The 16,259-nt window shown below is 48.0% G+C and carries 15 protein-coding genes and 1 pseudogene; 10 read left to right on the top strand and 6 right to left on the bottom strand.

What is annotated here, in order from left to right; genetic code table 11:
* Positions 1-23: 23 nt before the first annotated feature.
* Entirely contained in the window at positions 24-1,106 is a 1,083-nt protein-coding gene (locus tag AC3WTP_RS06965) for a Gfo/Idh/MocA family protein (RefSeq protein ID WP_492393860.1), read from the bottom strand.
* A gap of 34 nt (positions 1,107-1,140) precedes the next feature.
* Entirely contained in the window at positions 1,141-1,905 is a 765-nt protein-coding gene (locus AC3WTP_RS06960) for a sugar phosphate isomerase/epimerase family protein (protein WP_492393859.1), read from the bottom strand.
* Positions 1,906-2,091: 186 nt separating this feature from the next.
* On the opposite strand from AC3WTP_RS06960, the gene AC3WTP_RS06955 reads away from it, so the two are divergent.
* The 7 genes and pseudogenes from AC3WTP_RS06955 (at position 2,092) to AC3WTP_RS06925 (ending at position 7,650) form a co-directional block, all read left to right on the top strand.
* Complete coding sequence (locus AC3WTP_RS06955) at positions 2,092-2,934, top strand: helix-turn-helix domain-containing protein (protein WP_492393858.1); 843 nt, start codon at positions 2,092-2,094, stop codon at positions 2,932-2,934.
* A 229-nt stretch (positions 2,935-3,163) separates the two neighbouring features.
* Entirely contained in the window at positions 3,164-4,021 is an 858-nt protein-coding gene (locus AC3WTP_RS06950; protein WP_492393857.1) for a MurR/RpiR family transcriptional regulator, read from the top strand.
* Between the two features lie 8 nt (positions 4,022-4,029).
* On the top strand, positions 4,030-4,758 hold the full coding sequence (gene nagB, locus AC3WTP_RS06945) for a glucosamine-6-phosphate deaminase (RefSeq protein WP_492393856.1): 729 nt from the start codon (positions 4,030-4,032) through the stop codon (positions 4,756-4,758).
* Entirely contained in the window at positions 4,751-5,926 is a 1,176-nt protein-coding gene (gene nagA, locus AC3WTP_RS06940; protein WP_492393855.1) for an N-acetylglucosamine-6-phosphate deacetylase, read from the top strand. Before nagB ends, nagA begins: the two co-directional genes overlap by 8 nt.
* 333 nt (positions 5,927-6,259) lie before the next feature.
* Positions 6,260-6,514 (top strand): annotated as a pseudogene (locus AC3WTP_RS06935) (RNA polymerase sigma factor); the annotation flags it as partial.
* Positions 6,515-6,588: 74 nt separating this feature from the next.
* Positions 6,589-6,843, top strand: coding sequence for an RNA polymerase sigma factor (locus AC3WTP_RS06930; RefSeq protein ID WP_492393854.1), 255 nt, complete (start codon positions 6,589-6,591; stop codon positions 6,841-6,843).
* An 18-nt stretch (positions 6,844-6,861) separates the two neighbouring features.
* Positions 6,862-7,650: a hypothetical protein gene (locus tag AC3WTP_RS06925; protein WP_492393853.1), complete on the top strand. Its 789-nt coding sequence runs from the start codon at positions 6,862-6,864 to the stop codon at positions 7,648-7,650.
* 223 nt (positions 7,651-7,873) lie between these two features.
* Here AC3WTP_RS06925 and xylB read toward each other — a convergent pair whose 3' ends face one another.
* On the bottom strand, positions 7,874-9,367 hold the full coding sequence (gene xylB, locus AC3WTP_RS06920; protein WP_492393852.1) for a xylulokinase: 1,494 nt from the start codon (positions 9,365-9,367) through the stop codon (positions 7,874-7,876).
* 105 nt (positions 9,368-9,472) lie between these two features.
* Positions 9,473-10,786: a xylose isomerase gene (gene xylA / locus AC3WTP_RS06915; RefSeq protein WP_492393851.1), complete on the bottom strand. Its 1,314-nt coding sequence runs from the start codon at positions 10,784-10,786 to the stop codon at positions 9,473-9,475.
* A 328-nt stretch (positions 10,787-11,114) separates the two neighbouring features.
* Here xylA and AC3WTP_RS06910 point away from each other — a divergent pair, with 328 nt between their 5' ends.
* A complete protein-coding gene (locus tag AC3WTP_RS06910) occupies positions 11,115-12,281 on the top strand; it encodes an ROK family transcriptional regulator (RefSeq protein WP_492393850.1) in 1,167 nt (388 codons plus the stop codon).
* Positions 12,282-12,554: 273 nt separating this feature from the next.
* Here AC3WTP_RS06910 and AC3WTP_RS06905 read toward each other — a convergent pair whose 3' ends face one another.
* On the bottom strand, positions 12,555-12,779 hold the full coding sequence (locus AC3WTP_RS06905) for a helix-turn-helix domain-containing protein (protein WP_019422432.1): 225 nt from the start codon (positions 12,777-12,779) through the stop codon (positions 12,555-12,557).
* Between the two features lie 180 nt (positions 12,780-12,959).
* Positions 12,960-13,763 carry a YhcN/YlaJ family sporulation lipoprotein gene (locus AC3WTP_RS06900; protein WP_492393849.1) on the bottom strand — a complete coding sequence of 268 codons (804 nt, stop codon included), beginning with the start codon at positions 13,761-13,763 and terminating at the stop codon, positions 12,960-12,962.
* A gap of 269 nt (positions 13,764-14,032) precedes the next feature.
* Here AC3WTP_RS06900 and AC3WTP_RS06895 point away from each other — a divergent pair, with 269 nt between their 5' ends.
* Entirely contained in the window at positions 14,033-15,046 is a 1,014-nt protein-coding gene (locus AC3WTP_RS06895) for a ketoacyl-ACP synthase III (RefSeq protein WP_492393848.1), read from the top strand.
* A 97-nt stretch (positions 15,047-15,143) separates the two neighbouring features.
* On the top strand, positions 15,144-16,232 hold the full coding sequence (locus AC3WTP_RS06890) for a glycosyltransferase family 4 protein (protein ID WP_492393847.1): 1,089 nt from the start codon (positions 15,144-15,146) through the stop codon (positions 16,230-16,232).
* Positions 16,233-16,259 lie beyond the last annotated feature (27 nt).

Below are 16,259 nucleotides of genomic sequence, written 5' to 3'. Positions count from 1 at the left end.
ACCTCCTCTACCTAGTACAGCAATTATTCGAAGTAAATAGCTTTGCCTGTTTCAGCAGACTCATAGATTGCTTCGAGCAATTGAGATACGACATAAGCTTGCTTAGGAGTTACGACAGGATCTTTATCTTGATCGATCGCTTCAATCCACAAGCGCATCTCAACATCGGATTCACGTTCCGTTTGTCCGTCGAAGAATGCAACGCCGCCAGACGTCAATTCAACCTTCTGCTCATACAAGCGGCTGTGATGCTCGCCGTTAATCGACAGACCGTTGAGCATATCAGCTCCGCCTTCAGTACCGCATAGCGTACATTTAGCTTCATGCACTTGTGTTGTATTCAACGCCCAGCTGGACTCCAATACAATCGTAGCGCCGTTCTTCATCACAATCATACCGAATGCGGAATCTTCTACTGTAAACTTCTCAGGATCCCATGGTCCCCAAGCATTCGCTGCATTCTCTTTCTTGCCGAGCTTGTGGAATGAGGTACCCAGAACCACTTTAGGCTCGTAGTTGTCCATCATCCACAATGTCAAGTCAAGCGCGTGTGTACCGATATCGATAAGCGGTCCGCCGCCTTGCTTCTCTTCGTCCAAGAACACGCCCCATGTAGGCACTGCACGACGGCGAATCGCATGAGCCTTCGCATAGTACACTTCACCAAGAGTACCCTCTTCGCATACTTTCTTCAGATGCAGGCTGTCTGGGCGGAAACGGTTGTTGTATCCTACCGTAAGCTTTTTGCCTGTGCGCTCAGCAGTTTCCATCATGCGAAGGGCATCTTCCGCTTTCTTCGCCATCGGCTTCTCACTCATAACGTGCTTGTCGCTTTCCAGCGCAGCAATCGTGATTTCCGCATGGGAGTCGTTCGGAGTACATACATGCACGATGTCGATTGTGCTGTCTTTCAGCAGCTCTGTGTAGTCTGTGTATACTTTCGCGTCTTCGGAGCCGAATTTCTCTTTCGCTTCGATTGCGCGTTCTTCGATGATGTCACAGAAAGCGACCATTTCAATGTTCTTAAGTCTGGACAGGGAAGGCATATGTTTGCCGTTAGCGATGCCCCCGCAGCCGATAATTGCAATGCGATACGTCTTTGCCATAACAATAACTCCTCCTATTAGTTGAATTAGAATATTATGAAATGATGCCTTGTAAATGTTCCTTAGCCCATTGCAGGCTTGCTTCTACGCTTTCCATCGCATCACGTTGTGTAAAGTCTTGTTCTACGAGCAACCATTCTGCTCCTGCATCTTGTGCAGCCTCTGCTACGGCGCGAAGATCGAGCTCGCCTTGACCCAGTTCTACGGTGAGCGGCTTGTCTTCTTCAATTCTCAGATCCTTCAGGTGAACGAGCGGCAGACGTCCCGCGAACGACTTCACCCATTCTACTGGATTATTCCCGCTGTACTGTACCCAACAGACATCCAGTTCGCAGAAGAGTTGATCCGCAGGGATCGAAGAGAAGATAATCTCTTCCATCGTCTTAGCGCCATAAGTTGTCAAGAATTCGAAGTGGTGATTGTGGTAGCCCAGCTTCATACCGTGAGCGGCGAGACGTTCAGATGCTTGTTGCAGCTTACGTACAGTCTCGGACAAGGCTTCTTCCGTGTCATACTGCTCTGTCGGCAGGTATGGACAGATCAATCTGTCATTGCCCACTGCCTTGTTCATCTCGATATGCATCTCTAAGTTGTCTGATAACTGATCCAGCCCAACATGACTTCCTGCTGCCGCCAATCCCAAGCGGGATAACGTTGCTTTCAGCTCATCTGGCGTCAATCCGCCGTATCCTGCAAATTCGACACCTTGATAACCCATTGCGGCTACGCGCTCAAGCGTTCCTACGAAATCTTTCTCCGCGGCATCCCGAACCGTATACAGTTGCAAACCGATACGCATTTTCAACATCCACCTCAATCCAGAATTGTAAAGTTCCAATCTAAAAATAATAGTCTTGATATGGAACGCTTTCATTGTGCCATATGCTCAAGCGGTTTGCTATGAAGGATATCGTCCAAACATGAACTATCCTGCTGTTTATGGTAAACTATTTCTATAGATTATGTTGACGGGAGTGCAATAATCATGACCAATTCTGGTTCTCAGCCCGAAGAACAGCCCTTCTACGCTTTATTCTCAGGATACGCAAGACACAGCAAGCCGCACAGCCTCATTATCCCAACCTTGAAGCACTATACGATTCGCATTCAACTAGAAGGCAGCGCTCATTGCATGATTGGCGATCACTATGAGTCTATGAAGCCTGGGCACCTGCTTATGCTGGCGCCAGAACACTATTATGATCTCAAGATTGGCTATCAATCTCCTGATCGCCTGGAGCCGCTGAATAAAGTCCACAGCCTCGATTACTACATGATTTTAAATGGGCCGTGGGTTGACAGCTGGTGGGAAAAGCTTAAGCCTCCGATGTTGTCGTATCATGCCATCGATGATCGCATGCTCTCCATCTGGCGCGAGATTACGCAGGAACAACGTCAGTCCGGCACCTCTATTAATGATATTGTGATGCATTTATCATTCGTACTATTTCATATGCTGGAACGCGCTTTGGCTCAGCCTATCCTGAATCAAAGCCGCATGTCTCAGTCAGCGCAGCTGATGAAGAGCTTTATCGAGCGAAATGCTACAGAAAGCTTCACCGTTCTGGATGTTGCTGAGCATGTTAAGCTGAGCTCGTCACGAGCAGCCCATGTGTTCAAGGAAGCGTTTCAGCAGTCGATCATGGACTATGTGATAGACCTTCGCTTAAGCATGGCATGCGAGCGCATTCAGCACGGCTATATGTCGCTTGAGCAGATTGCCGAAATGTGCGGATTTCAGAGTTACTCTTATTTTCATCGCACTTTTAGGACAAGATTAGGATTATCACCAAGTCAATTCCGAGATCAGCGTCAGCTGAAGGGATAATGTTTGATGAAGATAACCTTCTGTTCCCCCTTCAAATATGTCATAGCTGCGAACGGTCCTAATTTTTGAGCATTGTGCGACAATCACAGCTGATTCTTGATTACGTTTGCATTATTATATATAGTGAAGATATAAAAAATATTTTCATGATTTATTGTGTGTGCGTAAAAATGATTTTCATGAAAAATCGTCAACGTACATTTTCCCCTAACGAAAGAGTGTGATTCCATTGTCTAGTATTTTACAAGCTATCCGGCAGCAATATGATCAATTGCATCAACAAGAACGCAAGCTAGCAGACTATATGCTTCAGTTTCCGGGTAACGTAGTGACAATGGGAATTACGGAGCTTGCTGAACAATCCGGTACTTCTGCAGCAACGGTTTCGCGCTTTTGCAAATCACTGCATTTTCGCGGATATCCGGACTTCAAGACGAAGCTCGCAGCCGATCTGGCACAGCAGACGACGCCCATGACCTATCAGGATATTATTGCAGGCAATCCGCTTTCAGAGATTGTAACCGCGATGGAAACCAATCATCTCCGTTCGATATCTGATACGACTCGCCTATTGGACGTGCATCAGCTGGAACGCGCGATTATCGCGCTCAACCAGGCTCGGCAGATTGACTTGTACGGAGTCGCCACTTCCGGCATTGTAGCGCTTGATTTCTATCAGAAGCTTATCCGGATCGGGAAGCGGGCGACGGCATTCTCTGATCCGCATATGCAGATCACGTCCGCAGCCAACCTTGGTTCGGAGGATGTGGCTATAGCAATCTCCTATTCAGGCGAAACGCCTGAGACCCTCGACGCCTTAATGTGCGCCAAGGAGCACGGAGCATTGACGATCTCTCTGACTAAGATCGGCTCCAACAGCATTGCGAATATCGCGGATATTAATCTGTTTGCCTCTTCTCTCGAAGAAGGCATGCGACGCGGCGATATGGCGTCCCGTATCGCGCAGCTGCACGTAGTTGACATCCTGTTCTCAGCTATGGTCAGCGAGCAGTTTGATGCGCATATTCCGAAGCTTGAACAATCGTATCGCATGGTACGCAAGTACCGCAAAGATAAAGGGAGGTAATATCCAACATGAACATTATGACATTCAACACGAATGAAGAATTGAACCAGATTGGCGCTAACATTATTGCGAGCCTCGTGCAAACGAAGCCGAGCGCAGTTTTGGGTCTTGCGACTGGCAGCACGCCTATCGGCATCTATCAAGAATTGATTCGTTTATATGAAAAAGGCTATGTCAGCTTCAAGCATGTTACATCCTACAATCTCGATGAATATGTCGGCTTGCCTGACGGTCATCCTGAATCTTATCTTTCCTTTATGAATAAGCAATTGTTTGATCATATCGATATCGACAAGAACAACACTCACGTTCCTAACGGCAATACAGCAGATCTGAAAACAGAATGCGAGGATTACGATGCAGCGCTTTCTGGCGCATCCATCGACCTTCAACTTCTTGGGCTTGGACATAATGGTCACATCGGCTTCAATGAGCCAGATTCTAACCTGAGCGCAGGTACTCATGTTGTTGATCTGAAAGAAGAAACTCTAAAAGCCAACGCTCGCTTCTTCGATTCCATTGACGATGTACCGAAACAAGCCGTAACCATGGGAATCGGCTCCATCCTGAAAGCGAAGATGATCATGCTCGTCGTTCGTGGCGCAGACAAAGCTGAGATCGTTCATCGCGCGTTGACGGGTCCGATCACAACTGAAGTTCCGGCATCCCTGCTGCAAACTCATTCAAACGTGGTTGTCTTGCTTGACAAGGAGGCGGCAAAATATTTCCATGAATAATCAATCCTTTACTATTAAAAATGCGCGTGTCGTTACGTTGGGCGGCATCATCAACGACGGTGTCGTACGAGTAGAGAACGGCCATATCGCTTATATTGGCACCCCTTCTCAATTATCAGCGACAGATCAAGCATGGCTTGCTGATGCCATCGATGCACAAGGCGGATACCTGATGCCAGGCTTCATCGACGTGCATGTGCACGGCGGCTTCAGTGCTGACTTTATGGATGCTTCCTCGGAGTCGTATGATAAGATTACGAAGTTCCATATGGAGCACGGCACAACGAATATGCTGGCTACCTCAATGACGCAATCGCGCCAAGCGCTTAGCGCTGTCGTTGAGGCCGTTGATGGGTATATGAAGCAGGATATGCCTTATGCTCAGCTTGCAGGCTTGCATCTGGAAGGACCATTTGTGAACCCGAAATACAAAGGGGCTCAGAACGAAGCCTTTATGCTTGATCCGCAGATCGAGTGGCTGGAAGAATGGGACCGCGAGCATCCAGGCGTCATGAAGCAGCTTAGTCTCGCTCCAGAGCGCGAGAACGCGCACAATGCGATTCGCTGGTGCCGCGCTCACGGAATTAACGTTGCGGCGGCTCATACAGACGCTACCTACGAACAGCTGACAGAAGCCGCGAACGCAGGCTTGAACCAAGCGGTTCATACGTTCAACGCGATGACTCCTGTTCATCACCGCAAGCCAGGTGTAGCAGGCGCGGTCTTGACGGATGATCGCATTACAGCAGAAGTGATCGCGGATGGACATCATGTGCATCCAGCTGTTATTAAGCTGCTCGTCCGCGCGAAGGCTGCAGGCAAGCTCGTGCTTATTACGGACGCGATGAGTGCAGCAGGTATGCCGAATGGCATTTATGACTTGGGCGGCTTGTCGGTTACGGTGCAGGATGGAGTTGCACGTCTGACTGAAGGCGAATCTCTTGCGGGCAGTACGCTGACGATGATTGGCGCTATTCAATTCATGGTCAACCAAGTTGGCCTATCTGTGGAAGAGGCTTCGCGTCTCGCCAGCATCAACCCTGCTGCGCTCCTTCGCATTGATGACGTGACAGGCAGCATCGAAGTCGGCAAATTCGCTGACCTCGTATGGACAGATGCTGACCTAAATGTTCAGCGTGTGTGGGTTAAAGGCAGAACTCATATGTAATTAGCCTTGTATATTAACGGCTGTCGAGCTAGTCTCGATGGCCGTTTTTTTCGTGCTCTAATATAATCCGAGCAGCCCCCCTCTCCTGACTCAGAGGGATAATAGTCAGACGCTCTCTGAGATATACATCATATCCAAAAGTATCTAAAACATAAGGCAACGTTAAATCACATTTTGATACTCGATTGTTTATGAACACTTGTTTTATTATTAGGTAACATAGCTAAATCAAGTATTCGTAACATTACTTAATTACGAATGGACAGAATACATCAATCATATTAACGGCTTATTTGATGGTCTTAGCGATGATTTCCACGTTTTGTTAGCGGTATGGAACTTTTCAAGCTCTTTGTTGTCTGTTTATTGGAGGTGAAACGATTGGAGGAGGAGCACCTTAGGTATGACTCACAAATCGGAACATGTGAAATCGATCGGCTAGTCAAGAAATATTGGAAGGATGTGTGGAATTACTCGTATGTATTGACTCAAAAACACGATATGGCCGACGACATTACGCAGGATACGTTCATTCGGGCTTTTCGTTCTCTTGATTCGTTCCGCGGTGAAAGTACCGTAAAAACCTGGCTGCTGAAAATAGCAAGAAATATAACAATAAATTATAAGCGTTCGGCGTTTTTTCGCAAAATTGTGCTATTGGATTGGATTACGTACAAAATGATCTCTCCACCCCTTCAGCGGAAACGACTTATTTTGACGAGCAGTTCGTGGATAGGATATGGGAACTGGTGCTCCGGCTACCGATCAAACAGCGTGAAATAATTTTGTTAAACGCTCATTACCAAATGCCAATTGCAGACATAGCAGATATCCTCGGATTGCCAGAAGGAACGGTCAAGTCGAGACTGCATCGCGCCAGATTGAAGCTTGACAAGTGGCTGAAGGAAGATCAGTGATAAAGGAGGCGGATTCCTATGAATTCTAATGAACCTCTATGGTACACACGGCTTTCCGTAGGTCCTCTCCGTCAGGAGCCACGACCAACATCTGGTCAATTGCTATCGATACAGGAAGAGGTGGCAAAAGTGAGAAAACAACGATGGTTTTGGAAACCATCTGCAGCAGCACTCTGTATTGCTTTAATTGGATTTATCGTATTTGCTTGGTCATTCCCGATGAATCTGGCAAATCCAGCTGCTGACCCCGCTATTGATCAGACTTTGAGACAGGTCATTACAGAAAGGTATCGCACCCTAAACATCTCGGGTTTTGAAATGGATAAAATCGTGCATAAAGAATGGACAAACGATGGCGTGGTTGTATTTTATACAAGAAATTACGCTCAAAAAGATGATGAATACGCGGATTTGAACTTGGAATATTGGAAGAAGACGCTGTTGGGCTGGAAATGGGTAACAGGAGGAGGTTATCAGATCAGCAGCCTAAACTATTTGAAGCAGAATGGGAGCCTAATCTTTGAATATGTAACAGGAGCTGAACCGGACGAGTCGGGAATACCGCCGCTACCGATCGTCTATGGGGAATCGTTTAATCCGGATGTAGTTAATATTGAATTGACTGATAAAAAGACTCAGTATAAGCAGGTTGCGAAAATGATCCATATCCAAGATGACCGCACGATCTGGTTCGTCCATTTCCCATTTTCCATGGGTGCGCAGATCGAAATTCGAGGTCTGGATGAGACCGGAAAAGCCGTGGTAATAAATAACATGGATATTCCGGTTATGCCTATAGAGAAGTGAATTAGACAGCAAGGAATGTGATAAAACATTTACTGAACGGGTAGGAGAATTAGGGGGTGAACGATTAATTGTTACAACACAAATGTGGACTAAAAAGTATGTGCTTGTCAATGTGACGGGAAAAATATTGACTCCCGTTAAACAGAGCCAAACATAAAAATACCTCTGGTTCTTATAAAAGTTCCAGAGGTTTTCATTAGATTGATTTCACAAACATAGCATCTTAGCGAAAAGGTACAAGCCGCTCGTTCAGCACACGAGTTGCCTCATACACATCCTGATATACTGCAAATAATGCATCATAACGTGATGCCGTTTCTTCATCTGGTGTCCATCGTTTAGCTGGCTTCAGGAATGTTGCGCTGCAAGCCTGCAGCGAGTCAAACCATCCGCAGCCGTAAGCGGCGAGCATAGCAGCCCCCATCGCCGGCCCCTGCTCCGTCTCCAGCTTAACGATATCAGCCTTGAAGATGTCCGCCTGCATCTGAAGCCACGCCTCATTTTTTGCCCCGCCGCCGATCGAGATGATCTGCTGAATTGACTTGCCCGATGCACGCAGCAGTTCAATCGACTCTCGCAAGGAGAACGTAATCCCCTCCATGACAGCTCGTGCCGCATGCTTCAGGGTATGGCTTCCGTCCATTCCGATAAAGCTGGCACGGATGTTGGCATCCGCATGAGGCGTGCGCTCACCTACCAAGTAAGGAGTGAACAGCAGCCCCTGTGAACCCGCAGGGATCTGCTCGATCCCTGCCAACAGCTCATCGAAACTAAGCTGTTGTGCGAACGTTTCCTTGAACCACTGCAAGCTGTATCCCGCAGCGAGCGTAACGCCCATAACATAATAAGCCTGCTCTTGCCCGTGATTAAAGTAATGGACCTTGCCGCGATAGTCAGCCGCTTGATCTTCCTCGTATGCCAAGACAACGCCGGATGTGCCAATGCTGCACATCGCCGCTCCCGGGGCAACGATGCCGGCGCCAATTGCGCCGCAAGCGTTATCCGCTCCGCCCGCAAATACACGCACGCCTTCGTGAAGACCCATCGCCGCTGCCGCATCCGGCAATAAGCAGCCTGTCATCGTGTGCGAATCGACGAGCGGCGGACATAGGCTTACGGGAATCCCAACCCCTGCCGCAATCTCCTCGCTCCACTCGCGCGCATTCACATCCAGCAGCAGTGTGCCGGCAGCATCCGAATAATCCATCGCCAGCTCTTTGGTCAGGCGATATCGCACATAATCCTTTGGCAGCACAAATACCGCTGCGCGCTCCATAATCTCCGGCTCATGCTCCTTTACCCACAGCAGCTTAGGCAGAGTGAAGCCTTCCAACGCTTTATTCTTCGCGATATCGAGCAGTCGATCGCCTAATCTCGCTTCGATCTGACGACATTGAGCTGTCGTTCGTGTATCATTCCATAGAATCGCTCTCCGCAGCACCTCGCCTTGACTGTCCAACAGCACAAGTCCATGCATCTGTCCGGAGAAGCTCAAGCCTTCGACCAGCGCAGGCTGAAGCTCATTCTGTTCGATTAGTTGGCGAACGGCTTGAATCGTTCCTTGTACCCAATCTTCAGGCTCCTGCTCACTATATCCCGGCCGCTCATGATATAGCGGATAGGAAACACTTGCTTCGCCGAGTACCTTCCCTTCACGGTTAACCGCTATCGCCTTAACCGCACTTGTGCCAAGATCGATGCCGATGACATAAGACATGGTCGTGTTCCTCCTTCATATATAACATGTGGGATAAAAAGGACTGCCCCGCAACAGATGTCGAGACAGTCCAAGAACCTGCTTGCAGCCGATACAGCCGCCCTATTATTCCGTAAACAAATATTGATTCAGCACCGACTTCAGGTGCTCTTGACGACCGGAAACATTTTTGCGAATCTCGTTGTTCAGCGCGTATTGTTCCAACGACTTCAGCGTCGCCTTGCCTGACACGATCTCAAGCCCAATACCCTCTTTAAAGCTGGAATAACGCTGTTCAATCACATTTTCAAATACACGGTCCTCGATCAGTTTAGCAGCAACTTTCAAGCCCTTTGCATATGCGTCCATACCAGCGATATGTGCCAAGAATAGATCGTCCTGCTCGAACGAAGCACGGCGTACCTTCGCATCAAAGTTCACACCGCCGCGGCCAATCCCGCCGTTCATTAAGATTTCATACATCGTAAGCGTTGTTGCATACAGGTCTGTCGGGAACTCATCCGTATCCCAGCCGAGCAGCATGTCGCCTTGGTTCGCATCAATGGAACCCAGCATGCCGTTAATGCGAGCTACACGAAGCTCATGCTCAAATGTATGCTGAGCCAGAGTCGCATGGTTTGCTTCCAGGTTCAGCTTGAAATGCTCCTGCAAGCCATACTTCTGCAGGAATGAAATAGTCGTCGCCGCATCAAAATCATACTGATGCTTTGAAGGCTCTTTCGGCTTCGGCTCGATCAAGAACTGTGCATCGAAGCCGATCTCTTTGGCATAGTCAACCGACATCTGGAACAAACGTGCCATATTGTCCATCTCTAATGCCAGATCCGTATTCAGCAAGCTCTCATAGCCTTCGCGACCGCCCCAGAACACATAGTTCTCAGCGCCCAGCTCTTTACCAACTTCAAGCCCCTTCTTCACTTGTGCCGCAGCGTAAGCAAATACATCTGCATTGCAAGTCGTAGCAGCTCCATGAACATAACGCGGATGTGAGAACATATTTTGCGTATTCCATAGCAGCTTCTTGCCTGTATCCTTCATATAATCCTTCATCATCGCTACGATAACATCCAGATTCTGATTCGTTTCACGGAGCGAGCTGCCTTGCGGCGCAACATCAACATCGTGGAAGCAGAAGTACGGGATTCCCGTCTTCTCCATAAATTCAAATGCAGCCTCTACGCGAGCCTTCGCCAGATCCATTCCCTTGAAATGGTTCCAGCTGCGCTCCATTACTTGATCGCCAAACGGATCGACGCCTCCATATGTGAAGGTATGCCAATATGCCATGGCGAACCGGAGATGCTCTTCCATTGTCTTGCCCATTACAACCTCGGATGCATTGTACTGCTTGAATGCAAGTGGATTCGTTGACTTGCTGCCCTCATAAGAGATCTTGCCTACTTGTTCAAAGTGAGCCATGTGTAGTTCCTCCTTATGCAGATCAATTTAGCTCTATCCTAGCACAAGCCCAATACTTTGTCTATCCATTAAACTAAGTAGCCACATTAAGTTCTCCACTGTATAAAATGAACGACGATCTGCACAAAAATCCCACCTTATCCTTCACTTTATCATCTATCTCCTTGCAACCGTCATCATCTCATCAACAGCAGTATTTTTCTCTTTTTGTTGATAAAGGTAGATATTTCTTCTACACTGTAAATAATTCTACATTCGATTCGATAATATATTTAACCACTAAACAAAGATACAGAATGATGATGTATACATATAAAGGATGAACCCTATGAAGATTACAGGCGATCAAGCTCTTGTGAAAAAAATAAATACCGCGTTAATTCTAGACACGATTCGTCTGCATGCCCCGATATCTCGAGCGGATGTTGCTGAGATGACAGGTCTTAATAAAGCGACTGTGTCTAATCTCGTGAACGACCTGATCGAGAATCAATTGGTATCTGAACTCGGTCCTGGTCAATCCAGCGGCGGTCGCAAGCCGCTTATGCTGCTATTTAACCGCCATGCAGGCTACGCGATCGGCATCAATCTTGAAGTAGATCGCTGCCAAGCGATGCTGTGCGATCTGTCCGGTCAAATCATCATTGACAGCGGTGCGCGGCAGCTCCAATCAACAGATCCCGCTTCCGTTCTGGATATGCTATGCGAATCCATCGATCATTTAAAGAGCCAAATGCCGGATTCTCCATATGGGATCGTTGGAATTGGAGTCGGAGTACCTGGGATGGTCGATGAAGACGGCACCATTCAGTTTGCTCCTAACCTTGGGTGGGAGAACGTCCCTCTGCAGGCTTGGCTGCAGGAGCGCTATCCTGAGCAAATAATCGCAGTCGAGAATGAAGCCAATTCTGGTGCTATTGGTGAGCTTCGATACGGTGCGGGCAAATCCTCGCCCCATCTGATCTATGTAAGTGTGGGTGCCGGTATCGGTACCGGCATTATCGTAGGCGGCGAGCTGCTGCGAGGCGCATTCGGATATTCGGTCGAGCTGGGCCATATGACCATCGAAGCGAATGGTCGAAAATGCTCCTGCGGCAATCGCGGCTGTTGGGAACTGTATGCCTCGGAGAAGGCGCTCCTTGACGAACGGCTTAAGTTCCCGTTTGCGACGCTGGAAGAGGCGCTCAGGCTTGCTGAGACCGATGATCCGTCAGCGCTTCACCTGCTCCAGCAGATCGGCGAGTACCTTGGTATCGGTCTCACTAATCTGGTGAATGCCTTTAATCCGCAGCTTATTATTATCGGCAATAAGCTGGCGCACTCGGAACGCTGGCTTCGCAGCGCATTAAGCCGAACCGTACAGCAGCGCGCGCTGCGCTCCCATCAGAGCGGAATGAGGATCGAATTCTCCTCCTTGGGGTCGTATGCCGCTGCCCTTGGCGCCGCCAATCTCGTGATCTCTTCCTTTATCGGAAGGGCTAAGATCAGCGTATAAGTACACTAAACATATAAACGCCTCCTCTCTCCTAAGCATACAGTTGAAGTACACGGATGGACGAGCAGCGAGGCGTTTTTGCATGATACATATCCAACAACAAAAATAGAGCGTCACATTTACCGGCACCATCACTGGCTAGAGCAAACGGACGCTTACATCTATCGACGCAAGTTGGTAGACTTGCTCATCAACGAACCTCTTTCCCATAGGTAAGGTCCAACCCCTTATCCACGGTACCGGATGGCCAAATGGTCAGGGCGATGGGCTTTGTCAGATCTTTAACTCCCCAAGCTTGATTAGCTCGACAACCGCTTGCGACCGACCCTTCACATTCAACTTCTGCATCACATTCGAAATGTGGTTACGAACTGTCTTCTCACTGATGAAAAGTTGTTGTGCGATATCACGGGTCGTTTTGTCCTGCACAAGCAGTTCAAAAACTTCGCGCTCACGGTTTGTTAACAGGAACTTGCTCTTGTGATCGCTACCCTTCAAGTGTCACCCCTCCTTGCCCGAGTTTTTGTAATTTAACAAGGTTAAGGGATACAGTCAAATTTATACTATGAAGGACAGTTTTACTTGGTGCGGTTACTGATAAAAATGGGCTGAATCAACAGCATGACCCTTGTGAACAAGGATAATCCGTCAACCAGCCCTATATAAATTCGTTACTTCTTATCGTGCTCCAGGCGCCATGTAGCTAGTCGCACCCGGTGCCGCATTTGTTGGGAACAAGCGACTTACCATTTCTTGGAACTCAGCTGAGAAGCCCTGAATTGGATGACCTGCTGCTGCTTGCTTAGCAAATTCATTCATACGCGCAACAAAGTTTGGATCTTCCGATACATATACATTTTGACAATTCGGTGCTACCTTCTTCACTTCTTGTCCGATCTTGTTCTTCAGATCTTGCGGTACTTGATCAGTCCCAGTGGCATGGGGAGTCATGGTACCGCCTTTAGTGGTGCTCTTCGACTTCATTCCGCTAGTGCTTTGTGTCGTTACAGCAACGTAAGCGTTTTTATCAGTCATCATGACATTCGCCGTTTTTACACCTGGAATAGCCGAAACCTTCTTAGCGACTTTGTCGCTCATCTCTGCCTTATTAGCGGTATGCATCTGGGTATTTCCAGTCGTTCCAGTGCCGTACGGATGCGCGCCATAAGTATTGGCTCCATAGCCCTGATGCGTTCCGCCCATGGTGTATGGGTAAGCGCCATACATGTTGGCATTGCGCGTACCATATGGAGCTGCTCCATCTGTTCCAGACGGATGAGTACCATAGGTGTTGTAGTTGCGGTTAGGATTATAATTCGGATTTGTGTACGTATTCATTCCAGGTGCAGTTGGGTGTCCTACGGTATTAGTACGAACTCCCTTAGTCGTCATACCTTGATTCGTACCGTAAGTGCAGCCAGTAAGACCAGAAGTCAGCAGCAGAGCAGCCGTTAATGATAGCAGCGCAGTTTTCAATTGCATTGTGATGCCTCCCTTGTCATGTGGATAATTATTAAGATCGGATGAAGAGTGTCACCATGCGTTAGAATGCGCAATGAGGGCAAACTTATTCTGAGCTCGAATTCCAGTTTCAGTCGCTTTGCTTCACGCAAATGAATAGACAGCTATTGACAGTGAGGATATTTTCCATTATGATCATCCCATATTTTAGTACCTGGTACTAATGAAGATCCCAGCGATCTTTTACGTATAACGTGTACCCATAATCCATATCGTAAGGAGTGTATACAATGCCAATCCGATTATTGCAATCCACAGCATATATATCAGCTTTCGGCACTTACGTGCCGGAGCATGTACTAACGAATGCCTATTTTGAGTCGATTGTAGACACGAATGATGAATGGATCACGCAGCGAACAGGCATCAAGGAACGTCGGAAGGCTGCCCCACAGGAATATGCCAGCGACCTAGGCTGTCAAGCGGTACGTCAGATGGAATCCAACTACCCAGGTTGCTTACAGAATGTAGATGCTATACTCGTTGCTACGTCCACACCTGATACCTTTTTCCCGAATACCGCTGCGCTTATTCAAGCCAAACTTGGACTCAGCGACTGCTATGCGCTGGATATTTCCAACGCCTGTGCAGGCTTTGTCAGCGCAATGCAGCTTGCGCTCGGCATGCTGGACTCTGGCATGAATAAGAAAGTGCTCGTTATTGGCTCAGAGACGCTTACCAAAACCGTTGATTACACAGATCGTTCAACCTGTATTCTGTTTGGCGACGGGGCAGGAGCCATCATTCTGGAGCAGGCTGTCCATCCAACGCAGGACAGCGACAAGCCAGCCTTCATAGCCTCATATGCGGAGACACAAGGGGATCTTCGCGGTGCCGTATATCGCTCCGCATGCGCTGATCGTATCGGAAATGAGCGCATCCTCGATCACGGGATGCTCGTTCAGAACGGTCGAGAGGTTTATAAATGGGCGCTGAGTCAAATTCCGCTAGGCGTAACGCAATTGCTGCATGCGACAGACATGAGCATCAATGACATCGACCTATTCGTACCGCATAGTGCGAATATGAGAATGATTGAAAGTATATGCGAACGCGCGGGAATCCCAATGGAACGAACGCTAACGAGTATGCAGCAATACGGCAATACATCTGCTGCCAGCATTCCGCTCGCTATCCAGCAGGGAATTGAAGACGGCAGAGTACAGACTGGCAAGCTAATGCTGCTCTATGGCTTTGGAGGGGGACTATCGCAGGCTGCCCTGCTTGTACGATGGACGTTGTAACCCACACCATTTATAACTCAGTTACATAAACTGCTATCGAGACTGGGACTTGCACCGCCTATAGGTGCAGTTCGCCTTTACGAAAGGGCGGTAGCGGATGATGAAGATGTTGTTTACATTCTATGTGCCAAGCGGTGGAATCGAAACGTTAAATCGATTACGGGGTCGAGCACTGCAGCAGATCGGGGTATACAGCCATCTGCTCTATACTCAATCCGGTGCTGGCTTGCAAAATAGCACGAATTTTCCGACATATGTAACCTCTTCTGATCACGAGATTAGTAGTCTGCTGCAAAAACATAACTTTGAAGCTATTCTTGTTTCATCTGATTTCACGATGCTTGAACGATTGCGAAGGCTCGGATATCGAGGTCTATTAATATACGAGGCTCAGGGCTTAGGCGCGCCAGATCACGCAGAGCATGTCGCTTCTCTAGCCGCGCCATATATACAGCAATATGCTCAAGGCATTCATCTGCCGTCGACTGCACACTTAATACGCTTGTTCGAGAAATATTGTCCTAGTGTCCCGCGCTATGTATTTTCTAATGTAGTCGACTACGACCATTTTCATTATCAAAAACGCCCAAAAATTCCAAACCACCCAATCATCTCATGGATTGGACGGTTAGAGCCAAATAAAAATTGGAATCACTTCCTAGACATTAGTCACCAGCTCATTCAACGCAATCCCCGCATCCGGTTGTGGATGTTTCTGGATAACAACTTGTCACAGGAAAAGGACAATAAACGATTCGCCTTCAAGATCGGCACGCTTAATCTGAAAGAAAAGCTGACTATGTTCAACAATATACCTCACGCTCGTATGATGGATTACCTCTCGATCACCGGCGACTCCGGCGGGTTTCTGATGTCCACCTCGATATTAGAAGGCTTTGGATACAGCGTTGCTGAAGCATTGTCCTGCCGTTGTCCCGTGCTCAGCTCCGATTCAGATGGTGTGAAAGTGTTTATCCAGCATAATGTAACAGGCAAATTCTATACCCACAACAATATTCAACAAGCGATTCAAGAAGGTATGGATCTTCTCAACAATGCCTCGCTGCGAGCTAAAATTCGCGCGCAAGGGGTTCAACACATCAAACAGAACTTCCAGCCGAAAGTGTATGCTCAGCACTTCTCCCAGATGCTTAATCGAATGAAGCAGCATTACAGACCCATATAGCTCTACCAACAGCGATGTTCATGAACG

Source organism: Paenibacillus sp. EB106-04-04-XG159, assembly GCF_058791835.1.
The sequence above is the reverse complement of the archived record's forward strand: the minus strand, read 5'-3'. Positions and strand labels throughout refer to the sequence as shown.